At 46.5% G+C, this 22,202-nt stretch carries 21 protein-coding genes; 17 read left to right on the top strand and 4 right to left on the bottom strand.

Annotated elements, in window-relative coordinates; genetic code table 11:
- Nucleotides 1–3 precede the first annotated feature (3 nt).
- The 9 genes from NRIC_RS08285 to NRIC_RS08245 all read left to right on the top strand — a co-directional run bounded on the left by NRIC_RS08285 (nucleotide 4) and on the right by NRIC_RS08245 (nucleotide 9,821).
- A complete protein-coding gene (locus tag NRIC_RS08285; RefSeq protein WP_146622230.1) occupies nucleotides 4–864 on the top strand; it encodes a sugar phosphate isomerase/epimerase family protein in 861 nt (286 codons plus the stop codon).
- Complete coding sequence (locus NRIC_RS08280) at nucleotides 852–1,505, top strand: bifunctional 2-keto-4-hydroxyglutarate aldolase/2-keto-3-deoxy-6-phosphogluconate aldolase (protein WP_146622229.1); 654 nt, start codon at nucleotides 852–854, stop codon at nucleotides 1,503–1,505. Before NRIC_RS08285 ends, NRIC_RS08280 begins: the two co-directional genes overlap by 13 nt.
- On the top strand, nucleotides 1,498–2,496 hold the full coding sequence (locus NRIC_RS08275; RefSeq protein ID WP_146622228.1) for a sugar kinase: 999 nt from the start codon (nucleotides 1,498–1,500) through the stop codon (nucleotides 2,494–2,496). The genes NRIC_RS08280 and NRIC_RS08275 overlap by 8 nt, the downstream gene beginning before the upstream one ends.
- A gap of 841 nt (nucleotides 2,497–3,337) precedes the next feature.
- Nucleotides 3,338–4,549, top strand: a complete 1,212-nt coding sequence (locus NRIC_RS08270) for a glycine C-acetyltransferase (RefSeq protein ID WP_146622227.1) — start codon at nucleotides 3,338–3,340, stop codon at nucleotides 4,547–4,549.
- 31 nt (nucleotides 4,550–4,580) lie between these two features.
- Complete coding sequence (locus NRIC_RS08265) at nucleotides 4,581–5,558, top strand: NAD-dependent epimerase/dehydratase family protein (protein ID WP_146622226.1); 978 nt, start codon at nucleotides 4,581–4,583, stop codon at nucleotides 5,556–5,558.
- Between the two features lie 202 nt (nucleotides 5,559–5,760).
- Nucleotides 5,761–7,119, top strand: a complete 1,359-nt coding sequence (locus tag NRIC_RS08260) for an APC family permease (protein WP_146622225.1) — start codon at nucleotides 5,761–5,763, stop codon at nucleotides 7,117–7,119.
- Nucleotides 7,120–7,662: 543 nt separating this feature from the next.
- Nucleotides 7,663–8,574, top strand: coding sequence for a N(5)-(carboxyethyl)ornithine synthase (locus tag NRIC_RS08255; protein ID WP_146622224.1), 912 nt, complete (start codon nucleotides 7,663–7,665; stop codon nucleotides 8,572–8,574).
- A gap of 90 nt (nucleotides 8,575–8,664) precedes the next feature.
- Nucleotides 8,665–9,258 carry a Crp/Fnr family transcriptional regulator gene (locus NRIC_RS08250; RefSeq protein WP_146622223.1) on the top strand — a complete coding sequence of 198 codons (594 nt, stop codon included), beginning with the start codon at nucleotides 8,665–8,667 and terminating at the stop codon, nucleotides 9,256–9,258.
- Entirely contained in the window at nucleotides 9,258–9,821 is a 564-nt protein-coding gene (locus NRIC_RS08245; protein WP_146622222.1) for a YbhB/YbcL family Raf kinase inhibitor-like protein, read from the top strand. The genes NRIC_RS08250 and NRIC_RS08245 overlap by 1 nt, the downstream gene beginning before the upstream one ends.
- 45 nt (nucleotides 9,822–9,866) lie before the next feature.
- Here the strand turns inward: NRIC_RS08245 and NRIC_RS08240 are convergent, their stop codons facing one another.
- Nucleotides 9,867–11,054: an AraC family transcriptional regulator gene (locus NRIC_RS08240; protein WP_175580028.1), complete on the bottom strand. Its 1,188-nt coding sequence runs from the start codon at nucleotides 11,052–11,054 to the stop codon at nucleotides 9,867–9,869.
- Between the two features lie 165 nt (nucleotides 11,055–11,219).
- Here NRIC_RS08240 and baiCD point away from each other — a divergent pair, with 165 nt between their 5' ends.
- The 4 genes from baiCD to NRIC_RS08220 all read left to right on the top strand — a co-directional run bounded on the left by baiCD (nucleotide 11,220) and on the right by NRIC_RS08220 (nucleotide 17,017).
- Nucleotides 11,220–13,151: a bile acid Fe-S flavoenzyme BaiCD gene (gene baiCD, locus NRIC_RS08235; protein WP_146622220.1), complete on the top strand. Its 1,932-nt coding sequence runs from the start codon at nucleotides 11,220–11,222 to the stop codon at nucleotides 13,149–13,151.
- 20 nt (nucleotides 13,152–13,171) lie between these two features.
- Entirely contained in the window at nucleotides 13,172–13,930 is a 759-nt protein-coding gene (locus NRIC_RS08230; protein ID WP_146622219.1) for an SDR family NAD(P)-dependent oxidoreductase, read from the top strand.
- 483 nt (nucleotides 13,931–14,413) lie between these two features.
- Nucleotides 14,414–15,769: a citrate transporter gene (locus NRIC_RS08225; protein WP_146622218.1), complete on the top strand. Its 1,356-nt coding sequence runs from the start codon at nucleotides 14,414–14,416 to the stop codon at nucleotides 15,767–15,769.
- A gap of 24 nt (nucleotides 15,770–15,793) precedes the next feature.
- Nucleotides 15,794–17,017 (top strand): amidohydrolase family protein, encoded by a 1,224-nt coding sequence (locus tag NRIC_RS08220; RefSeq protein WP_175580027.1) that lies wholly within the window; start codon nucleotides 15,794–15,796, stop codon nucleotides 17,015–17,017.
- Between the two features lie 62 nt (nucleotides 17,018–17,079).
- Here the strand turns inward: NRIC_RS08220 and NRIC_RS08215 are convergent, their stop codons facing one another.
- Both NRIC_RS08215 and NRIC_RS08210 read right to left on the bottom strand, forming a co-directional pair.
- The gene (locus tag NRIC_RS08215) at nucleotides 17,080–17,523 is read right to left on the bottom strand and encodes an acyl-CoA thioesterase (RefSeq protein WP_146622216.1); all 444 of its coding nucleotides are present in this window, start codon (nucleotides 17,521–17,523) and stop codon (nucleotides 17,080–17,082) included.
- Nucleotides 17,524–17,526: 3 nt separating this feature from the next.
- The gene (locus NRIC_RS08210; RefSeq protein WP_146622215.1) at nucleotides 17,527–18,363 is read right to left on the bottom strand and encodes an NAD(P)H-hydrate dehydratase; all 837 of its coding nucleotides are present in this window, start codon (nucleotides 18,361–18,363) and stop codon (nucleotides 17,527–17,529) included.
- A 186-nt stretch (nucleotides 18,364–18,549) separates the two neighbouring features.
- On the opposite strand from NRIC_RS08210, the gene pepV reads away from it, so the two are divergent.
- Nucleotides 18,550–19,959, top strand: coding sequence for a dipeptidase PepV (gene pepV, locus NRIC_RS08205; RefSeq protein WP_146622214.1), 1,410 nt, complete (start codon nucleotides 18,550–18,552; stop codon nucleotides 19,957–19,959).
- A gap of 41 nt (nucleotides 19,960–20,000) precedes the next feature.
- Here pepV and NRIC_RS08200 read toward each other — a convergent pair whose 3' ends face one another.
- A complete protein-coding gene (locus NRIC_RS08200) occupies nucleotides 20,001–20,285 on the bottom strand; it encodes a hypothetical protein (protein WP_146622346.1) in 285 nt (94 codons plus the stop codon).
- A 296-nt stretch (nucleotides 20,286–20,581) separates the two neighbouring features.
- On the opposite strand from NRIC_RS08200, the gene NRIC_RS08195 reads away from it, so the two are divergent.
- The 3 genes from NRIC_RS08195 (at nucleotide 20,582) to ytpR (ending at nucleotide 22,063) form a co-directional block, all read left to right on the top strand.
- On the top strand, nucleotides 20,582–20,899 hold the full coding sequence (locus NRIC_RS08195) for a thioredoxin family protein (protein WP_146622213.1): 318 nt from the start codon (nucleotides 20,582–20,584) through the stop codon (nucleotides 20,897–20,899).
- Nucleotides 20,900–20,907: 8 nt separating this feature from the next.
- Entirely contained in the window at nucleotides 20,908–21,363 is a 456-nt protein-coding gene (locus tag NRIC_RS08190; RefSeq protein ID WP_146622345.1) for a universal stress protein, read from the top strand.
- Between the two features lie 88 nt (nucleotides 21,364–21,451).
- Nucleotides 21,452–22,063: a YtpR family tRNA-binding protein gene (gene ytpR / locus NRIC_RS08185; protein WP_146622212.1), complete on the top strand. Its 612-nt coding sequence runs from the start codon at nucleotides 21,452–21,454 to the stop codon at nucleotides 22,061–22,063.
- The last annotated feature ends 139 nt before the right edge of the window (nucleotides 22,064–22,202 follow it).

Raw genomic sequence — 22,202 nt, 5'->3', positions numbered from 1 at the left:
AGCATGTTGAACTTAGCTATTCGCGGACACGATTTATCTGAGGTCACCTCGCTAGAATCATTGGCGGAAAAGACGCAGGCACAAGGGATTCAAACCCTCCAACTGGCACTGGGGCTATCTTTTCCCGCACTGCTCAGCGAAGGGAGGAACATCAATCCCGGTTTGGGTCAGTTAGTGAAAGGAACCCTCCAGAGGAAAAACATTCAAGTGGGGATATTAAGCTGCTATATCAATCTGATTCATCCGGACAGGACACTTCGCGAGGCTGCATTATCCAAATTTGAGAGCTACCTTCGCCATGCTCGTTATTTTGGCGCAGCTATGGTAGCTACGGAAACGGGGAATGTATTTCCGGAGATTCGCTATACGACCAAGAATTTCACGGAAGCTGCGTTTGAGGAGATGGTCCAGGGGATTGAACGCTTGACGGCTGTCGGAGAACAGCAGCAGATGCTGGTCGGAATCGAGCCTGGCTTGAATCATCCGCTGCATTCATTGGATCGAACAGCACAATTGCTGCAGAGGGTTGATTCAGCGTACTTAGGTATTATATTGGACCCCACCAACTTGATTACCAGCGAAACTTATCGTTCTCAAGCGGCCTTGGTTCAAGAAGCCTTTGATCGGTTCGGCGATAAAATCATCGCTGTTCATTTAAAAGATTTCCAAGTGAGAGAAGACCAGATCATCCCCGTCGATTTAGGGACTGGTGTGATTGATTACCCAGCGATCTGTCAGGTGATTGCAAAAGAAAAACCAGGAACCTTCGTCGTGTTGGAGGAAACCAAGGATCAAGCGATCGGTAACGCGGTCTCTTTGATCCAGCAGGTATTAAAAAAGGAGCGAGAATCGTGCAACGAGTAGAACGATTGAAAAAAATCGAAGCCGCAGGCGTGATCGCAGTAGTTCGCGGAGCTTCAAAGGAAGTTGGAAAAAAGGCTAGTGAAGCGCTAGTAGCAGGAGGCATGAAAGGGTTGGAAATCACCTTTACCTTGCCAAAGGCAGATGAGGTGATCCGTGAATTGCTGGCTGAACGCACAGACACCAGTGTAGTGATTGGCGCAGGGACTGTGTTGGATGCAACGACTGCACGGTTAGCCATTTTAGCTGGCGCAGAGTTTATTGTGAGTCCGACTTTTGATCAGGCCACAGCTGAACTGTGTAATTTGTACCAAATCCCGTATTTGCCGGGCTGTATGACGATCACGGAGATGAAAAGAGCCCTCGCAGCAGGGGTGGATATCATCAAGCTTTTTCCGGGGTCAACGTTTGAACCATCGATTATCTCTGCCTTCAAAGCACCGCTGCCTCAGCTCAATATTATGCCGACTGGCGGTGTCAGCAGCGAGAATTTAGCTGAATGGTTCGCTGCCGGGGCAATCGCAGTCGGTGCAGGAGGAAAACTGCTGGCACCGGCCGAAGCAGGAGATTTCCAGCAAGTGACTGAAAATGCCAAAGCCTATATGGAACAGTACCGACAGGTCAAGGAGAAGAAAAATGGGTAAGGTCGTGACGTTGGGAGAAATCATGCTGCGTCTTTCAACGACTGTGGGAGAACGGATTTCGACGAGCCGTTCGTTTCAAGCGCATTATGGCGGCGGCGAAGCCAATGTTGCTGTCTCTCTGGCTAATTTTGGTCATCAGGTTACTTTTGCCACAAAAGTTCCCGACAATTCATTGGGAATGACGGTGATCCAGCAGATAAGGCGTGCTGGAGTCGATCCTTCCTCTATCTTAGTAGGCGGACCGCGTTTGGGAACCTACTATTTAGAAGCGGGAATTGGCAGTCGGGCAGCCAAGGTGATCTATGACCGGGCAGGTTCAAGCTTTGCTGAAATTTGTAAAAATGAATGGCCTGATGATCTTTTGGAAGGTGCAGATATCCTGCACTTATCGGGGATTACCGCAGCACTCTCGCCTCAATGGTGCGAACTGCTGATCGAGTTCATGCAGCTGGCTCATCAAAAAGGCTGCAAGGTCAGTTTTGATATCAATTACCGTGGAAATTTGTGGAGTCAAGCTGCAGCGGGAGATGCTTTGGCTCGATTGCTGCCGCATGTCGATTATTGTTCTGCTGGAAAATTAGACGCTATCTACTTATTAGGTATCGAAGAACGTGCGTCCTCCGATGGGGAGGTGATGGACTACTATCAAGCCATCCAAGAAAAATACCCGTCGATCGAACTGCTGTATTCGACGAAGCGTGTGGTGCACTCTGCGTCTTCCCATGAGTTGACCGGGACACTTTGGCAAAACGGCTATTACGAATCTGTCACCCATCGATTGAATCCGATTGTTGATCGAGTAGGCGGCGGTGATGCCTTTTCTGCAGGGATCCTGCATGGCCTGTTAACGGGGAAAAATCCACAGGAGCTAGTGGATTTTGCCACAGCAGCAGCGGCTTTGAAGCACACGGTGCATGGCGATGCCAATTTGTTCACTGCTCAGGAAGTAGAAGCCTACATGAGCAATGGCTCGGGTGTGATCAGCCGCTAAAAAGAGCATCAATGAAAGAACCAACCATTAAAAATTATCGCTACACCCCAAAAAAGAATGTGTGAAAGCCAACGAGCGTGTACCTAACACGACCGCAGGCTTTCACGCATTCTTTTCTTTTTTAATCGCTGCGAAATGTTAAGCAACAAAAACACAGCCAACAGCTCAAAGATTCCATTCCGATCAGAGTGTCAAAGGCGCTTAATTATCTGAAAATTTTGTCATTTATAGCACACAAAAATTCCAACATATAGGACATCTCATCTTTTGTCAAAAGATGGATAGTGAGTAAAATGAAAAGTCACATTCAGCTTTCTAAAACAAGCTCGTCATTTATGATAAAAAGAATGAGATGAATGTTTAAAAAATGATAAAAATAAAGCGTTTTCTCATCTAGAAATGTCAGAAAAGTCTGATAGAAGAATCTCTTAGATTGTTATTAAAATAACTTTTATTGTGTGCGGCGTTTTTAACTCATTGTTGTTAAATCAGCGTTGATAATTTTAGAATCATGTATATTGTGAAAGAGAATTCTTTAGAAAATTCAGAATTCAGTCGATTTCTATAAATTTGAGAACTTGAAAAAACCCTAAATCACGGGAAAAAAAATCCTTAAAATAAGAAAGATGAAAGAATCAAATGGTTGTTTATTATAATTCAGAGAAGTTGAAAGCATCTTTATTGAAAGCGCAGACATTCGCAAGCTATACTACGAGTGTAGGTGACAGAGAAACTACTTATTGAAATTTTGTGTTATATTTATCGCTTTCAAAGGAAAGATAACACGAAAAAAGCGTCTCAACACATTCACCCGTAAAAAAGAGTAATGGAGGAATCAAACATGAGTTCAAAAGTACTTGATCAGTTTCTTGAAACCAATTTGAACGAGCTGAAGGAAAAAGGCCTGTTCAATACGATCGATGTGATCGAAGGGAGTAATGGACCGAAGATCATGATCAATGAAAAAGAGTTAATCAACTTAGCCTCAAATAACTATCTGGGATTTGCGACACGGCCGGAATTGATTGAAGCCGATGTTGAAGCAACTGAAAAGTATGGAGCGGGTGCGGGAGCAGTTCGTACAATCAATGGCACATTGGATATTCACCGCCAATTAGAAGAGAAAATTGCTGAGTTTAAAGGCACAGAAGCAGCGATCGCTTTCCAATCCGGCTTCAACTGCAACATGGGAGCCATTTCTGCCGTGATGAAAAAAGGCGATGCGATCCTTTCTGATGAATTGAATCATGCGTCGATCATCGACGGCTGTCGGTTGTCGGGAGCTAAGATCATTCGCGTCAATCATCAGGACATGCAGGATTTGGAGGAAAAAGCCAAAGCAGCAACAGAGAGTGGCGAATACAACAAGGTGATGTATATCACGGATGGTGTGTTCTCGATGGATGGGGACGTAGCCAAGATCAAAGAGATTGTGGAAATCTGTGAAAAGTACAATGTGATCACCTATGTTGATGATGCGCACGGAACCGGGGTTATGGGTAAAGGTGCCGGCACAGTCAAACATTTCGGTATGCAAGACCACATTGATTTCCAAATGGGGACGCTGTCTAAAGGGATCGGCGTGGTCGGCGGCTACGTGGCCGGAACCAAAGGTTTGATCACTTGGCTGAAATCCCAAGCTCGTCCGTTCTTATTCTCGACATCGATCACACCAGGAGCGGCTGGGGCTGCGATCAAAGCGATCGAATTGATCCAAGCACATCCAGAATATGTTGAAAAACTGTGGGATAATGCCAATTATTTCAAACAAGAGCTGAAGCGCATCGGTTATGACATCGGTCAATCAGAAACACCGATTACCCCCGTCATCGTCGGCGATGAAAAGCTGGCGCAGGAATTTTCGAAGAAATTGATCGAAAACGGTGTTTACGCGAAGCCAATCGTTTTCCCAACGGTTCCATTGGGCACGGGGCGTGTCCGTAACATGCCGAATGCCGGTCACACCAAAGAAATGCTGGATGACGCCATCAAGATCTACCAAAAAGTCGGTCAAGAGCTGGGAATCATCAAAGAAATCGAAGTAGTTCAATAAAAAATAAACAATCAGAGGGGAAGTTTTTTATATGAAAAAAGTATTGATCACCGGTGCATTAGGACAAATTGGATCTGAATTGACTGAACGTTTGCGTCGTGATTTAGGCAACGAAAACGTGATTGCGACAGATATTCGCAAACCAGACAACAACCCGACCGTGGAAAACGGTCAGTTTGAAACCTTGGATGTGCAAGATTTCGCTGCCTTCCTAGACATGGCTAAACGCTATGATGTTGATACGATTATCCACTTGGCAGCATTGCTTTCGGCTACGGCGGAGCAGCGCCCGGCATTTGCTTGGCAGCTGAACATGGGCGGCTTGATGAATGGCTTAGAGGTTGCACGTGAATTGGGCGAAGGCATCAAGTTCTTTGCGCCATCGTCTATTGCGGCTTATGGTCCTGATGCGGAGCCAGATACTACCCCGCAGGATACGGTGATGCATCCAACGACGATGTACGGAGTCACAAAGGTTGCCGGTGAATTACTGGAAAACTACTACCACGATAAATATGGGGTCGATACTCGCTCAGTTCGTTTCCCAGGTTTGATCTCTTACAAAGTCGAACCTGGCGGCGGCACAACTGACTATGCGGTAGACATTTTCTACGAAGCGTTGAGAAACAAATCTTACAAATCCTTTATCGCAGAAGGAACTTATATGGACATGATGTACATGGATGATGCAATCGACGCCATCGTTGATTTAATGAATGCGGATTCAGACCGTCTACTTCACCGCAATGCCTTCAACATCACCGCCATGTCCTTTGCGCCAGAAGAAATCGCGGCAGCAATCAAACGCCGGATTCCGGAATTTGAAATGACGTATGACGTAGATCCGGTTCGTCAGGGAATCGCTGAATCTTGGCCAAATGCGATTGATTGCCAATGTGCACGTGACGAGTGGGATTTCACACCGAGCTACGACTTGGAACGCATGACAGATGAGATGCTGATGCGTCTGGAAAAGAAATTTGAAGCGGAAAAAATCGTTTCAAGATAAGCGTTAGAAAAACGTGAAGGCCAGCTAAGAAAAAGGGGATTATTCATTCAGGATCACTCCTTTTTCTTGCGGCTCATGTTAGAATGATTTTTCGGAAATGGGAGATTGTTTTTGAAAAAATATTTCTTTGTTTTTGCTATTTTTACTTAAATCAGCAAGCAATCTCCCAAGAGTTGGATTGCTTCAAGGAGGAGGAAGAATTATGGCAACACACCAACAAGATGTCGTTGCAACATCCAAACCGCAAGAGGGCGAATTAAAACGAACGATGAGCTTTTTCCCTGCGTTGTCCACCGTAATGGGGACTGTGATCGGAGCAGGGGTATTCTTCAAGGCAGCCAGTGTGGCAGCAGTGACCGGATCGACCAGTATGCACATGCTGTCTTGGTTTCTAGGCGGACTGATCAGTGTCTGTGCCGGCTTAACGGGAGCAGAATTGGCAGCCGCGATTCCTGAAACAGGCGGGATGCTGCGCTATATTGAACGCGCCTATGGCAAATTCCCTAGTTTCTTATTGGGCTGGGCACAGGTTATCATTTATTTCCCGGCCAACGTAGCAGCTTTATCGATCATCTTTGCTACTCAATTCAAAAATTTATTTGCCTTGAGTGATGCAACCATCGTACCGATTGCCATCGTGGCAGCGGCATCGATCATGCTGATCAACTTCTTAGGCTCGAAGGCTGGCGGGATGTTCCAATCAGTGACCTTGGTCTTCAAGCTGATTCCTTTAGCTTTGATCGTTATTTTCGGCCTGCTGCGCCAAGGCACAGTGGAAGTCAGCTTGATCCCTGTCCAAGCAGGACCGGGAGTGGGCGGGTTTGCCCCTGCGTTGGGTGCTGGTTTGCTGGCAACCATGTTCGCTTATGACGGCTGGATTCATGTTGGAAACTTGGCTGGAGAGTTAAAAAAACCGGCTAAAGACTTGCCTCGGGCGATCGCTGGCGGGATCTTGGGGATTATGGTGGTCTATTTATTGGTCAACTGGGCGTACCTGCGGACGATGACCGTGCCAGAGTTAGCCGGCAATGAAAATGCGGCGATGGAAGTCGCTGGCAGAATCTTCGGTGGTATGGGTGGAAGACTGGTAACCATCGGAATTTTAGTTTCTGTGTACGGCACAATCAACGGCTATACTATGACCGGGATGCGCTTGCCATACACGATGGGGCTTGAGAACCAGCTGCCTTTTTCCAATCAATTGGCAAAATTAAACAGAAATGCGGTTCCATATGTAGCAGGGATTTTGGAACTTGTGATTGCGATTGCGATGATGATGGTCGGCGGCTTCGATCTATTGACGGACATGCTGGTGTTCGTGATCTGGATCTTCTACACACTGGTCTTTATTGCGGTGATCAAATTGCGGAAAACAGAGCCCGAGCTTCACCGTCCATACAAAGTACCTTTGTATCCGATAATTCCAATGGTCGCGATCGTCGGTGGCATCTTCATTTTGATCATGACCTTGATCAACCAATTCTCTCTTGCAATGGTCGGCTTGCTGATTACGGCATTGGGAATCCCGATATACTTCTACATGATGAAAAAAAATCAATAATGTATTTTTCACAGGCAGTCTTCGCAGGAGGGCTGTCTTTTTGTGTTGGAAGATTCAGCTGCATTGGTTTTTCGTAGTGCTTTTAGTATTCTTCCTTTTCTCTGAAGCGCACCCGTGCAGGGGAGATCGATCTATCGAAAAAGCGGATCACTGAGAACTGAGACATTTACCTAGAGACCGCGGGAAGAAAGGAAACTGTTGTTCATTTCAATGGTGGGGAGGCATTGGCTGATGCCGAGTCAAGATTCCTAAGATCGAAGTGGCTCTGCCGATCTATCATGGCGCAAAAGAAAGTATTTTGAAAAAACGGCAGGCATCACTTCTAGCATTATACTACTATTGATTTTATTCACTTGGCTTCGCAAAAAAATGTTTGGAGGTTCTTAGTGCTTACACAGCAGGCGGCTAGAGTTTAAATTTAGAGAAAAAAAACCTTCGTGATACAATTATTTTGAGAGTAAAACGAAAGGCTGCTGGTTTGCTGCGAGTGATCAAATCAGCTTTTTTGGTGCAGCTGCCAACCGTCACAAGGAGGAATAGAACATGAACAAACGAACGATCGGATTTCCCATCGGACACAAGGAGAATGAAAAGCGCCGAGCTTTGCTGCCTGCGGATATCGAAGGCATCAAACACAAGCAACAACTGGTGTTTGAACAGGGCTACGGCAAGGTAATGGGCATAGAGGATGCCGCTTATGAAGCGATGGGCTGTCGAGTAGCAGAACGGAAAGAGGTCCTTCAGCAGGATATTCTTTGCGATCCGAAAATCGGGGAGGCTGATTATTTGGATTCTTTGAAAGCGGAGCAGCTGTTGTTTGGTTGGATTCACACGAGCTCCAATCAAGGAAAGCTGGAACCGCTTTATGAGAAAGGCATCGAAATGATCGCTTGGGAGCGGATGTACCAAGACAATCGTCATACGTTTTGGGAAAATAATCGCATTGCCGGCGAAGCAGCGGTGATGCATGCTTATCTTTTGTACGGCAAGTTGCCGGAAGAGACAAAAGCGGCAGTGATCGGCCGCGGCAATGTGGCACAAGGGGCGATTCGCCTGCTGGAAAAATTAGGAGCCGAAGTAGTGATCTACAACCGCAAACAGGAAAGCTTGCTGCAAAAAGAACTAGACAGCTTTGATGTGATTGTCAATGCGGTGAAATGGGACAAGGAGCGAGAAGATCATATCATCACAAAACAGGATCTAAAAACCATGCGGACGCATGCCTTGATCATCGACATCAGCAGTGATACCAATGGCGCTATCGAGACCTGCCGGCCAAGTGAAGACGACGACTCTCTGTACGAGGTCGATTCGATTCTGCACTACACTGTCAACAATACCCCAAGTATTTTTTATCAGACCTCGACCAAAGCGATTTCTAAGGAAGTTGCCAAATACCTGGACGACCTGGTGGAAGGCCAAGCGAATGCGGTGTTGGACGACGCACGAATTTGATTCGCTAAATTGAACGCTGTTATCATATGTTAATGACAGATAACCTGCAGACCATTACAATAAAAGAAACTTGTAAGAGGGGAGCAGTCAATGTCTGAATTTGAAGCAACTATACGCGCCATGATCGATCGATACAAAAAAACGCCGATTTCCGATGAAACGATCGCACGTATCGCTGCGTTAGGAACCCAAGTGAATGTTCAGCCAGGCGAGCTGATCGTGGCTTCGGGGGATCAGGGAAGCAAGCTGTATTTCCTGATCGAGGGCTTGGTTCGAAAATTTTATTTGGACAGCCACGGCAACGATCTGACTCATTTTTTCATGCAGGAGGGAAAAATTTTCGGGACCCATAATATCGTTTATGGCGGCCAGGTGATGTGCAATTTCGAAGCGGCAGAGCCGTGTACTATGGTTTGCTTTGATTACTTGAAGATTCAAGAGCTGATGATCGAAGAACCAAATCTGACCTGGATCTATATCGGTCTATTGGAGGAAACGCTACGGCTGAAATTGATCCGAGAGACCGCTCTGATTAATCAAACAGCGACAGAACGCTACATCGCGCTCAAACGCATGATCCCTGACATCGATCAGCGAGTCAGTCATACGCATATTGCCTCCTATGTAGGAATCACTCCTGTGTCATTAAGCAGGATACGTCGTACATTAAGGGAGGAAGTCTGATGCTGAAGATCATTGGCGCAATCGTCGCTGTTTTAGCCGTTATTTTCCTGTTTTTAAGAATAAAACAACAACCGGATATTGCAATTGAAGAAGCGTACACTCCGTTGAAGGTTTCCAGTCCAGCGTTTGGTCCAAATCAAGCGATTCCCGAGCAATATTCGGGGGACGGAATGGATATCTCGCCGGAATTAAACATGTCTGAACTGGATCGTCGAGTGGTATCTTTAGCGGTGATCATGGACGATATCGATCATCCGTTGATGGGGGTCTACAATCATTGGCTGATTTGGAACATTCCGCCGCAGCAGACCATTCCAGAAGCGATTCCAAAAGGGGAAAAGGTATCGACCTTGTCTGGTGCCGTCCAAGGAATTGGTTATGGCAAGCACCGGTATCGAGGACCTAAACCGCCATTTGGCAGTCATCGCTACAACTATCATGTCTTTGCGTTGGACCAAAAGCTGAATCTGGAGGCTTCTGCCAAGAAAGCCGATCTGCTGGCAGCCATGGAAGGACACATCGTCCAATATGGGTTTCTTGTCGGCGAATACCCAGGAAAATAAAAAAGTGGATCCAAATGAATGAACACTCATTTGGATCCACTTTTTTTAGCGGTATTCTCGCGGTGTGACACCAAGGTACTCTTTAAAATGACGATTGAAGCTGCGCAGGGAATCATAGCCGACATAGGCGGCGATGTACGCCACCTCCAAATCGGTCGCCTTCAACAAAGCACAGGCATAAGCCATCCGAATACTCAAAAGCAGCTCAGAAAAGGAGATCGACAAGCTTTTTTGGACCGTTTGTTTGATCGTATGCGGACTTAAATAAAGCTGCTGCGCCACGTCCTCGATCGTGATTCCTTCCTTAAAATGATCCGCCACGAACAAAATGATTTTCCAAACAGTGTCCGCCTTTTCAATGATCGCCGTCTCCGGCAGATAGTCTCCTTTGCGATACACCTCAGGAGTGGTTCCCTTCAGCTTTTTAAAAACGCGGTAAAAGGTAGCGGCCGACCGATAGCCGACATAGCGCTGAATATAAGCGATCGACAATTCGGTGAAAGGCATCATGGCACAAGCATTGCGAATGCGGATTTCGTGCAGATTACCCATAAAATTGGTGCCGGTCTTTTGGTAAAGCTGATGATTCAGCTGGGCGACCGACAACTGGAAAGTCTCCGCCACGGTTTTCGCAGTCAACTCCTGATTGAAATGCATGTGCATATAGTGCAGAGCCTGCCAAATAGGCGCAGGCTCTTTTTGAAGGGTCTCCGCCCGTTGCGCGACTCGTTCAAAATGCAGCGACAGTTTGGTCAATTCAGCCATGATCATATGGTCGCAATACAGGTCTGCCTGCTTCTGCTCCGTCAGAATGGTTGCAAAGGATTGAGCTACGGCGGCTTGATTGTGAAGAGGAATCGTAACGAGAGGAGACAAATGCTCCAGAATATAATAGCTGGCATAGCGTTTGGACAGGTCAACATCGGCATACATCAGCACAGAAAGTGGAAAGCGGCAGTAGATGTAGTCGACAGGCTCATCGATTTTTTCCAAAGCATGGATATGAAAAGAAAACAAACGGATCAGTGAGCCGGCTTGAAAGGGATAGCGGCGGTCATTGACCTTTAACAGACCCTGTCCTTTTTGAATGTAGATCATCTCGATTGAATCATGGGCGTGCAATTCTTCCGAACGAGCAAGTCGACATTCCTTGACGTCAAAATCCATCGCCTGCACATTCTGCTGGCGATATTCGGCCAATGAATACGTGTGAATCTTCTCATAGTTGGTCATCTTCCTCATCCTTTCTTCCTCTTTTAAAGCAAGAATACCATAAATGAGAACGCTTTTTTACTTATTGTCTAATGAATTGAAAATAGTTCTGTCGAATTTGTCCAGAATTTGCTGATTTTCTATGAGAAAATATTGTTGAACAATTCACAAAGAGGAGGGGTTAGAATGTTTCCTACGCTTTTTTCACCCGTCACCATTCGCCAATTGACCTTGAAAAATCGCGCCATCATGCCAGCCATGGGAACCAAATTTCCAAAAGACAACCAAGTGACGCAGCAGCTGATCGATTTTCACATTGCTCGAGTGAAAGGCGGCTCGGGGCTGAACATGGTAGAGGTGACCGGGGTCCATGCCGGATCGATCCCAAGCCACTACTTGTCCCTAGCAGAAGACCGCTTTCTTCCAGGGATGCGGGAACTGACTGAAGCCATCCATGCACACGGCGGAAAAGCCGGCGTTCAATTATGGCAGGGCAGTATTGCTGTTGCGGCGGACCCGACATCACAAGTGATCGTTGCCAGCGACCTGCCAGTGTCACCAGAGTATACGATTCCCGGCGCCAGTAAAGAATTGATCGTTGAGCTGATCGATTGCTACAAGCAAGCTGCTCGCCGCGCTGTTGAAGCCAATTTCGACTGTGTCGAAATCCATTTAGGACACAACTACATTTTGCATTCGTTCCTTTCTGGCGGGATCAACCGGAGGACCGATGAGTACGGCGGCAGTCTGGAAAATCGCGCTCGTTTTCCATTGGCAGTAATCGAAGCTGTTCGCTCGGCAATTCCAGATACGATGCCGTTGTTTATGCGAATCGATGCCCACGACGATTATTTGGAAAATGGACTGACCATCGAGGAAGTCATCCAGTTTGTCAAATGGGCAAAGGATTGTGGGGTCGATGTTGCCGATGTTTCTCGCGGGAACATTATGACCAGCGGCCTAAAATACGAAGTTCCCCCTATCGACATTCCGTTTGCCTTCAACATCGACAACGCTGCACGGATTAAAGAAGAGACGGGCATCATCACGATGGGCGTTGGTCGAGTGAATTATCCAGACTTAGCTGAAGAAATTTTAGCTGAAGGAAAAGTCGATTTGATCGGCATCGGACGGGCGCAGCTGTCTGATCCAGACTTCTTAAACAAAGCGCAAGCGGGCCGACTGGAGGATATCGTGTACTGTGTTGGCTGCAATCAGGGCTGCTACGATGCCTGCGAACGTGCGGATATTCCGCATATCACCTGTTTGCGCAATCCGGCAGTCGGCAAAGAACGGGCTTATCAGCTGGTTCCGACGAACGATGCGAAAAAAATTGTGGTTGCCGGCGGCGGAATGGCGGGAATGGAAGTCTCAATGACCCTGCAGGAGCGCGGCTTTGACGTGACTTTATGTGAAGCCTCAGACCGCTTGGGCGGACAATTTCTTTTAGCTGGAATGGCACCGCGTAAGCAGGAGATGCGTGAAGCAGCAGAATTGAAGGGCAAACAGATCCAACGTGCCGGAGTGAACGTTCGGTTGGACACACCTGTCACGGAAGCCTTGCTGAAAGAGCTTCGACCAGAGATCGTGATCAACGCTGTCGGTGCACAACCGCTGATGCCGAAGATTCCGGGCATTGAAAAGGAACATGTCTATAATTATGTCGATATTTTACAAAACAAACCTCAGTTGGCTGGCAAAACGATCGTGATTGGCGGCGGTTTAGTAGGACTTGAGGTCGCAGAAACAGTTGCTGAGACTGGCGGAGATGTTACCGTGATCGAGATGACCGATGCCGTGGGGAAGGATCTAGGATCGACACGAAAAATCACGGTGATGGAGCAGCTGTACATCGACAAGGTAACGACCATGACGGAGACGACCTGCATTCGCATTACAGATGAAGGCGTTCAAGTGTTGAAGGACGGAGAAGAACGTGTGCTTTCATGTGACCATGTAGTCGTAGCGATCGGCTCGCAAAGCCGGGATTTCAAGGCAATCGAACAGTATTGTGAAGCAAATGGGCTGCCTTATTATGTGATTGGTGATGCCCTTCAGCCACGACGCGCATTAGAAGCAACTGCCGAAGGAGCAGAATTAGCCAGAAGTATTTCATAAAGGAAGGGAGAAAAAGAAAGATGGAGAGAAAAATTGCAATCGTCAGTGGAGCTGCAACCGGCATAGGAAGAGCCAGTGCAGTTCGTCTGGCAGAGGATGGGTTTGCCTTGGTTCTAGCCGACTGGAACGAGGCAGAGGGCGAAACTACCCTGGGCTTATGCCGAGAGGTCCATGAGGATGTTGATTTCGTCTTGACAGATATGGGGAAAGAAGCCGAGGTCAAGAAGCTGGTCGCCTTCACCATGGACAAATACGGCAAGATCGATTTCTTCTTTAATAACCAGGGCGTACTTCATATGCCAAGGGATTTTGATGAGCTGACCGAAGATGACATGGACTATGTGCTGCACTCGAATTTTAAGGCTTGCTTCTTTGGCATGAAGCATGTGCTGAAAGTCATGAAGGAACAGCGCTTCGGCCACATCCTAAACACCGGCTCTTCTTCAGGGATTCGGCCAGAAACCGGTTTTGGCGTGTATTCTGCGACCAAACATGGGGTAGTCGGCATGAGCAAGGTGGCGGCGATGGAATATGCCCGTTACGATGTGCGGGTGAACTGTCTTTGTCCAGGCGGCTTCATTACACCAATGACCATGAAGGTAGGCATGTTCATGCAGGAGCATCAATACCAGCAGCCAAAACCATCTGTCGCCTTGTTAGGACCAGCCAAAATGGGCGATACCAGCGAGATCGTTGGCATGGTCTCTCTGATGGCTTCCGAGGATTCCAGTTATATGACCGGCTCAGTGATCAGTGTGGATGGCGGAAATACGTTGTAGAACGAGTGAATATTGAGCCTATGATCTAGCTTTTGGTTCAAGTCAATGACGGGCGATTTTAGCATCCATTTTACTAGCAGTAAAATTGAATAGACACTAGCTCCTCTTATGGTTTGATCCTAAGAGGGGCTTTTTTGATAAGACAACAAACAAGCATAATTTCATCAAATTATTGCTTTTGCCCTTTATGGATAAAAAAATCAAGATAAATTTAGAACAACGTCTAATGAAAACGGATTCAACAACCGATAAAATACTAGTGATGAGAGGATTTTTGGAGGGCAAAACGGCTGAAAATCAAGAAAAAATAACTATATGTCTGTCTTGTAGTGGTAAGGGCTGCCAACGTTGCAAAGGAAGGAGGAAGTAAAGGGAGCATCTTTCTGATTGTCTTATCAAGGATGCTGCTCAAATGAATCAGGAAAGACATATTCAAGTAACACGAGAAAGTTGTAATAAAAATAATCGACAAGGAGTATCGTCATGAAGCGAAGAATTGTATTATTTTTAATGCTGTTGTTTATTGGAATTACCACGGGAATCAACGCCCATGCGGCTGAGGCACTAGATAGTGTGACCGCACCTACCGGATTTAAAGCTGTTTTAGTTATTGTTCCATTGATTGTCGTATTGGTTTTGCTTTTTATGAAGGTAGATATGATCATTGCTGGTTTGATAGCCGGCGTATTAGCTATGCTGATTGGTGGGGTAAGCTTAATGGACGCCAATGCGCAGCTGCTGGAAACGATCCCCTCAATGCTGAGCATTACGGTTCCGATCATTAACTCCGCAGTAGCCATGGCCGTGTTTAAAGCCGGCAGCTACTCGGCCGCGCTGACTTTAGCCAAACGCGGAACCAAAGGAAAAGTGGAATTTGTCTCCGCGTTTATCGTGATCCTGCTGGCTGCGGCTACCTACATGTCGGGGATCGGTGGAGGGAGCGCAATGGTGATTGCGCCGCTGGCCTTTGCGGCAGTAGGTGTTGTACCTGAATTAATAGCTGGCATGTCATTGGCGGCTGCGGTCTCCTTCACCACATCGCCTGCTTCATTGGAATCCAGCATTGTCTCCCAGCTCGGCAAATTTGAGGTGAGTGAATATGTCACTGTGATGCGTCCATACTGGCTGGCTTTTGTGGTACTGGCTGTGATTTTGGCCTTCTGGGGAACGAAGCGCCGCAATGTCGGCTTCAAAGAATCGGAGGACGATGAATTTGACAAGAAATCAACCGGTCAATTGGTCAAGCTGACCTTACCTGCTATCTTTTTATTGTTTGCGGTAATCTTTGGTCCGGTGGTCAACAACCTGATTGGTTTTGCTTTCTTCACACCATTGGTTTATATGATTTTGACATTGGCCCTGGTGTTTATTTGCACAGACTTCACGATGAATCAGTCGGTGGAGGCGATGGTCGATGGGTCGACCTATATTTTGACTCGATTGTTCCAGGTAGGAATCTTCTTGGCTTTTATCAATGTCATCGCGCAAACGGGAACCTTTGCAGTGATCGCAGGTATCGCCGAGAATGCGCCTGAATTTGTTGTGGTGCCGGTCGCTATTCTGACGGGTGTATTGATTGGCGTTCCAGCAGGTGCTTACGTCGGTTCAGTGCTGACCCTTGTATTGCCAGTTGCTGTTTCACTAGGTTTTCCACCGCTGGCTTTGGGCTTCGTGACGATGGGTGTTGGCTTAGGCAGCCAAATGAGCTTTGTTAATATCACGATGCAGGCGCTGTCTTCAGGTTTCCAGATTCCGATTTTGGAAGTAGTCAAAGGCAACGTGAAATGGTTGAGTCTGGCGTCTGTCTTGCTGCTGGGGATCGGACTGATTTTCGGCTAATATAAATGAAGAGGAGTGAAAACGATGGATTTATTGATCAAACAAGCACGTTTAAATGATGGAGAAGACTTGCAGGATGTAGCTGTCGAAAAGGGTCGAATCACTCAGATTGCCCCTGTTATTGAAGGAGATGCCAAAGAAGTAATCGAGGCAGCTGGCAGAGTCTTGATCCCGGGATTGGTCGAAAGCCATATCCATTTAGACAAAGCATTGATTGCTGATCGAGAGCCCAACAAATCAGGGACGCTAAAAGAAGCGATCGAGGTTACTGCAAAATTAAAGCCTACCTTTACAGAAGAAGATGTGTACCAACGTGCCAAGCAAGCACTGGAAATGATCATTCGCCGAGGGGCAACGACGGTCCGGACACATTCCGAATTTGATCCGGCGCAAGGCTTTACCGGCTTCAACATGATCATGAAGCTCAAAGAGGAGTACAAAGACCGCATCGACATGCAGGTCGTGGCGTTTCCGCAGGAGGGCATTTTTAAAGCGCCTGGAACTGAAAAAATGATGTATGAAGCAATGGATATGGGGGCCGATGTCGTTGGCGGCATTCCTTACAACGACGCACCTGCCAATGACCACATCGATCTGATTTTTGAGATTGCTAAAAAGTATGACAAAGATATTGATCTGCATCAAGATTTCGCGGATGAAGCGGATGACACATCTATCGAATACTTGTGTAAAAAAACGATCCAAGAAGGCTATGAAGGTCGGGTTTCGGTCGGTCACTTAACGGCCTTGCATGCAATGCCGAAGGAACGATTGGATCGAGTGATTTCGCAGATGGCAAAAGCCAAAATCAATGTGATGCCTCTGCCGGCGACCGATCTCCATTTGGGTGCTCGTGGGGATGAATGCAATGTCCGCCGTGCTGTGACACCGATTCGCAAACTACGGGATGCAGGCGTAAATGTTTGTCTGGCTACAAACAACATTCGAAATGCCTTTACTCCATATGGCAATGGCGACCTGATGCAGATCGCGATGCTGGCGATTCCAGTTGGACATTTAGGTGGAGCTGACGATCTGCCAACCGTCTTGCCAATGATCACGGAAAATCCGGCGAAGGCCTTGAATCTGCAGGATTACGGGTTGGCAGTCGGTAAAAAAGCAGACATGGTTCTGCTGGACACCAAAGTCAAAGCCAATGCGATCATCGACATTCCTGAACGGGCTTACGTGATCAAAAATGGACGCATCACAGTCAAAGTTGATACGACGGTTACATTGTCTCAATAATCACACATAAAAAAGGAGCGGGACTTGTCCACTAGGGGGAGTCCCGCTCTGTTCACGAAAGGTTAGTTTCTCATTTCCTGATCCAAAGCATCATACGCTTGAAAAAGTGCATGCAATTCTGGATGCTGCTTTTTCAAATGAACCAGACGCTTGGTTTCGCTGGACATAAAGCAATGTTCGCTAGTTCCAGTGGTGACGATCTTGCCTGTTGCTTGATTGGTAATGACGTAGTCAAAATGAAGGCGGGTGCTGGTGTATTTATTGATGAACGGCCGAATCAAAACCTCATCGCCAAATCGGACCATTTCTTTATAAGCAGCACTGACTCCAAGTACGGGAACGATGATGCCGTCTGCTTCGATCTTATCGAAGGAATAATCTAGAAAGTCCAACAAATCAACCCGTGCCTCTTCAAACCAGCGAATGTAATTGGAATGATGGATGATTCCCATCTTATCTGTTTCGTAATAAAAAGGTTTTCTGACATAGCCTGCATAGTGTTCCATCCATCAACTTCCTTTCCTGTTGTATTTTTTCATATAACCAGGCAAAGCCTGACTGACCTTCGTAGGCAAAACGACATAATTCTCTTCAGCCAGATCATCACCGATTTTGCTGTGCAGGTAGACTGCAGCAGCGACAGCGTCACTGGTGTTTTCAAATTGCGCTGCAAACCCAGCTATCATTCCTGCTAGAGTGTCGCCTGTACCCCCAGTTGCCATCCCTGCATTGCCTACGGTATTTTTATAAACTGTTTGGCCGTTGTAAATCTCGGTGCGGTGTTTTTTTAGAATAATTGTTGCACCTAGTTTCTCTTGCATGGCTTGATTGTTTTCTGTCGTCTGTTCTTCGATGGTCAAACCGCTCAGTCGCTTCCATTCCATTTGGTGGGGTGTGAAGATCACTTGCTTTGGGTATTTTAAGGATAATTGGTGTTTGGCAACTAATGTGATCGCGGAACCGTCGATGACTAGCCACTGGTCCTTTTGCTGTTCAGCCAAGACGCCTTTTAATACAGCCAGGACAGTCGCATCCAATCCAAGACCTGGACCGATCAAAACAACATCTGCTGCACGAACAACCTCATATAACAACTCCCAATCAGAAAAATTCAAGACCATAGCTTCCGGTAAACGCGCATGCAGCGGGTGATGATTTTTTTCCGTCGTCACAACGGTCGTCAAGCCAGCACCGCTATGGATACAGGCCTCTGCGCTCATGATGATCGCTCCGCCGTATTGATAATTTCCCCCAATCAGAACAGCTCGGCCAAAGGTCCCTTTGTGAGATTCCTCTGGTCTTTTTTTGATGACCTTTGCTAAAATATCGTCTGTTAGTTCGATCATACAATGCCCCCTTTTATAATCTACTCTTTCTATTATAAAGCACCTTCGTCTATCTGTCTTTTCCTGGAGGAAGACAATAGTTTTCAATTCTACGCGAGAATGCTATCATGATAGGGTGGATCAAGGGAGATGGATGGTAAAAGGGATCTGACTTGATCATCGAATCGAACCTAGGAGGAATGTTTCATGACAATCGATTGGAAAAAAGAAGTCGATGCACGAAAAGACGATTTACTGGCAGATCTGAACAGCTTGTTGAAGATCAACAGTGAACGAGACGACAGCAAAGCAACCAAGGAAGCCCCGTTTGGTCCAGGACCGAAAGAAGCTTTGGAAAAAATGCTGGCCTTGGCTGAACGTGATGGATTCGCAACGAAAAATGTCGATAATTATGCTGGACACATTGATTTTGGGGAAGGCGATGAAACATTGGGGATCTTCGGACACTTGGACGTTGTTCCGGCTGGCGAAGGCTGGGATACAAACCCGTACGATCCAGTTATCAAGGATGGAAAATTATACGCCCGCGGTTCAAGCGACGACAAAGGACCTACTGTGGCTGCATATTATGGCATGAAAATCATTAAAGAATTAGGCTTGCCGGTGTCGAAAAAAATCCGTTTTGTGATCGGAACGGACGAAGAGAGCGGCTGGGGCGATATGGATTATTATTTCGAGCATGAAGAAAAACCCGATTTCGGCTTTTCACCCGATGCTGAATTTCCGATGATCAATGGAGAAAAAGGCAACGTTACAATGGTTCCTCGGTTTGCCGGGACCAACGGCGTGGACTACGTACTAAAAAGCTTTGAAGCAGGCTTGAGAGTCAACATGGTGCCTGGCAATGCGAAGGCCGTCGTGACAGTTGCGGATGAAGCAGCGGCAAAAGTGATGGCCGACGATTTTGCCGATTACGTTGAGAACAATCCAATCAGCGGTTCAGCAAGCGTTGACGGCAGGCAAGCAACCTTTGAGTTGGTCGGCAAAGCGGCGCATGGTGCCAGCCCGCAATCAGGAATCAATGCCGGAACCTTCTTGGCCGTCTTTTTAGAAAGCTACGAATTCGACGGCGGTGCCCGAGCCTTCATCAAATATGCTGCAAATGAGATCCATGAAGACGTTTACGGGAAAAAATTAAGTGTTGCTTTCCACGATGAAAAAATGGGTGACTTGACCATGAATGCCGGAGTCTTCCAATTTAACGATGGCGAAGATGACAACACGATCACCTTGAATTTCCGCTATCCTAAAGGCATTTCGGCAGAAGAGATCCAAGACAAGCTAAGCCAATTGTTTGGTGACGATGCAAAGGTCGTTCAAGACGGCCGCAACATGGCTCCTCATTATGTACCAATGGATGATCCGATGGTGGTTTCACTGATGGATGCTTTCGAAGAACACACAGGCTTGAAAGGCGATGAACTGATCATCGGCGGCGGTACCTTTGGTCGTTTGCTGGAACGAGGCGTCGCTTTCGGAGCGCAATTCCCAGGCTACACAGATACGATGCACCAAGCCAATGAGTATATGCCAGTCGAAGATATTTTGCGCGCTGCAGTAATCTATGCAGATGCCATCTATCGCTTAGCAAAATAAACAAAAGAGGAGGTGACAGTTATGTATGTCACCCCCTCTTTTTATACGGTCAACCGATCGATCGTTAAGACAGCACCGGTTTTGGCGTCTGCCAGAAATTCGTAAGAAACCAATTTTCCATCTTCTAAGCGGGTGATTCCACCCTCGACACCGTTCATTTTGATCGCAAATTTGCGCATCGGCTTGGTCTCAAATGAGATCCATGAGCCTTCGATCGGCCCTTCAGCTAAAAAGGCCTTTTTTACCTGCGTCAAAATGTCATCCGGTGACATGTTTTGCTGCTTATGAAACCAATAAGTACCGACGACACCGCCAGCAAAGCCCATCAAGGCGCCAACTGCCAGTCCTTGCCCAAATTCTTTTGCTCTTCCCACAGCTTCTCCTCCTTTTTTGTGTAACTTGAGAAACGAAGTCTGCTTCTCAAGAAGAACATCTTGTCGATTCAATCCATAAAGTCTATGTTAACTATTAGCCATGTTTCACGTCAGGACGAGTCCGTCTAACTCTTATTATTTTACCATAAGTCATGAAAAAGGTTCCAATAATTCTATCATCGTCTTCCTTTCTCAAAATCGCCGCAAACGTGTATAATTAAGGTAGAAAAAGAAAAGGTCGTGACGAAATGATTATTCCAAAAAATATTGATGAATTAGCTGAATATGCAGAAAAAGGCAAGAACGTCTTCTTCTTTACTGCAGACTGGTGTGGAGATTGTAATTTTATCAAACCCTACATGCCGGAAATCGAGGCAGAATTTCCTCAGTTTCAATTTATTCAAGTTGATCGGGACGAATACCTCGATGTAGCAGCAGAATGGAATATTTTTGGGATTCCAAGCTTTGTAGTAACCAACGACGGAGAAGAGCTCGGCCGTTTAGTCAATAAAAACCGCAAATCGAAAGAGGAGATCAGTGGCTTTTTACAAAAAGTAGAAGGGTAGTGGGGAAAATGATCACACAAACGTATCAACGCATCTTAGTGGGGACCGACGGCAGTGAACAAGCGATGGAAGCATTCAAAAAAGCGTTGTCCGTAGCCAAACGCAATCAGGGAAAGATCTATGTTGCGAACGTATTGGATCAGCAATTGTACAATGTCATGGGGTATTCTTCGTTAAATGAGAATATTATCGATCATCAGACAGAAGAAGCCAAGAATCTGATCGCTGATTATCGCAAATATGCCAAGGATCATGGATTTGAAGATGTCGAGGGAATCGTTGCCTATGGCTCTGCCAAGGAAGCGATGGCTAAGAACTTGCCGGAGAAATACCAGATTGATCTGATCATGGTGGGCCAGTCAGGCTTGAATGCGGTGGAACGGTTTATGACCGGCAGTGTAGCCAGCTATATTATCCGTGAGGCGCCTTGTGACGTGCTGGTTGTTCATCCGAGCAAAGAATAAGATGAAAAAAATCTCATGACGCCTAAGGACTTTTTTGTTAAGATAGCAAAGGATAAAACGAGAGTGAACAGAGAGGACAAGCAATCAAATGATTTTTTCGTACAACAAGCAAACAGTCGGCGATACACTTTTAGTCATCGCAGCCAATGATAACGGCCAAGAGAATCAGGTCGAACGGAAAAAAGACGTGGCGAGAATCTATATCCCTGACGGCACGACAGTCGCTTGGAACTTTTTCAATGTTTCTGAGATCCTGACGATTACCGGCAGCGGTCAAATCGAGATGTCAGATGCTGACATCGATGTGTTGAATCAACAGTTGAGGGATGCCGGCTTTGAAGAACGTCTGGTAGCAGACCATTCCCCTAAATTTGTTGTCGGTTATGTGAGAACCTGTGTCGATCATCCGGATTCGGATCATCTGCACATCACAGAAACGGAAGTCGACAACGGAGAAGTTCTGCAGATCGTTTGCGGAGCAGCCAATATTGCTGCCGGTCAAAAGGTCGTGGTTGCCAAACCAGGTGCCATGATGCCAGACGGTCTAATGATCTGGCCAGGCAAGCTGCGTGGCGTTGAAAGCTACGGCATGATCTGCTCAGCTAAAGAGCTGCACTTACCCAACGCACCTGAAAAGAAGGGGATTTTAGTATTGGATGAAGCTGCAGTGGTTGGTGAAGCCTTCCCTGTTGGAAACTAACGAATTAAAATCAATCGGGCCATCTCTGAAATGGATGCCTCGATTGATTTTTTTTCTGTTCATGAAGCATTTCACAATTCCAATGATTTTGATAAATTTGCAAAAATTAGCCTTAAGTCTTTTGACAGATTTTTGGCAA

It is taken from the genome of Enterococcus florum (assembly GCF_004309355.1).
Taxonomy (GTDB): Bacteria; Bacillota; Bacilli; order Lactobacillales; family Enterococcaceae; genus Enterococcus_A; species Enterococcus_A florum.
This window is presented reverse-complemented; position numbering and strand designations above follow the sequence as displayed.

Excerpts from the sequence above, each read along its gene's own strand:
- NRIC_RS08285 (WP_146622230.1), top strand. The coding sequence starts at position 4 with ATGTTGAACTTAGCTATTCGCGGACACGATTTATCTGAGGTCACCTCG.
- NRIC_RS08275 (WP_146622228.1), top strand. The coding sequence starts at position 1,498 with ATGGGTAAGGTCGTGACGTTGGGAGAAATCATGCTGCGTCTTTCAACG.
- NRIC_RS08270 (WP_146622227.1), top strand. The coding sequence starts at position 3,338 with ATGAGTTCAAAAGTACTTGATCAGTTTCTTGAAACCAATTTGAACGAG.
- NRIC_RS08265 (WP_146622226.1), top strand. The coding sequence starts at position 4,581 with ATGAAAAAAGTATTGATCACCGGTGCATTAGGACAAATTGGATCTGAA.
- NRIC_RS08260 (WP_146622225.1), top strand. The coding sequence starts at position 5,761 with ATGGCAACACACCAACAAGATGTCGTTGCAACATCCAAACCGCAAGAG.
- NRIC_RS08255 (WP_146622224.1), top strand. The coding sequence starts at position 7,663 with ATGAACAAACGAACGATCGGATTTCCCATCGGACACAAGGAGAATGAA.
- NRIC_RS08250 (WP_146622223.1), top strand. The coding sequence starts at position 8,665 with ATGTCTGAATTTGAAGCAACTATACGCGCCATGATCGATCGATACAAA.
- NRIC_RS08245 (WP_146622222.1), top strand. The coding sequence starts at position 9,258 with ATGCTGAAGATCATTGGCGCAATCGTCGCTGTTTTAGCCGTTATTTTC.
- NRIC_RS08240 (WP_175580028.1), bottom strand. The coding sequence starts at position 11,054 with ATGACCAACTATGAGAAGATTCACACGTATTCATTGGCCGAATATCGC.
- baiCD (WP_146622220.1), top strand. The coding sequence starts at position 11,220 with ATGTTTCCTACGCTTTTTTCACCCGTCACCATTCGCCAATTGACCTTG.
- NRIC_RS08230 (WP_146622219.1), top strand. The coding sequence starts at position 13,172 with ATGGAGAGAAAAATTGCAATCGTCAGTGGAGCTGCAACCGGCATAGGA.
- NRIC_RS08225 (WP_146622218.1), top strand. The coding sequence starts at position 14,414 with ATGAAGCGAAGAATTGTATTATTTTTAATGCTGTTGTTTATTGGAATT.
- NRIC_RS08220 (WP_175580027.1), top strand. The coding sequence starts at position 15,794 with ATGGATTTATTGATCAAACAAGCACGTTTAAATGATGGAGAAGACTTG.
- NRIC_RS08215 (WP_146622216.1), bottom strand. The coding sequence starts at position 17,523 with ATGGAACACTATGCAGGCTATGTCAGAAAACCTTTTTATTACGAAACA.
- NRIC_RS08210 (WP_146622215.1), bottom strand. The coding sequence starts at position 18,363 with ATGATCGAACTAACAGACGATATTTTAGCAAAGGTCATCAAAAAAAGA.
- pepV (WP_146622214.1), top strand. The coding sequence starts at position 18,550 with ATGACAATCGATTGGAAAAAAGAAGTCGATGCACGAAAAGACGATTTA.
- NRIC_RS08200 (WP_146622346.1), bottom strand. The coding sequence starts at position 20,285 with ATGGGCTTTGCTGGCGGTGTCGTCGGTACTTATTGGTTTCATAAGCAG.
- NRIC_RS08195 (WP_146622213.1), top strand. The coding sequence starts at position 20,582 with ATGATTATTCCAAAAAATATTGATGAATTAGCTGAATATGCAGAAAAA.
- NRIC_RS08190 (WP_146622345.1), top strand. The coding sequence starts at position 20,908 with ATGATCACACAAACGTATCAACGCATCTTAGTGGGGACCGACGGCAGT.
- ytpR (WP_146622212.1), top strand. The coding sequence starts at position 21,452 with ATGATTTTTTCGTACAACAAGCAAACAGTCGGCGATACACTTTTAGTC.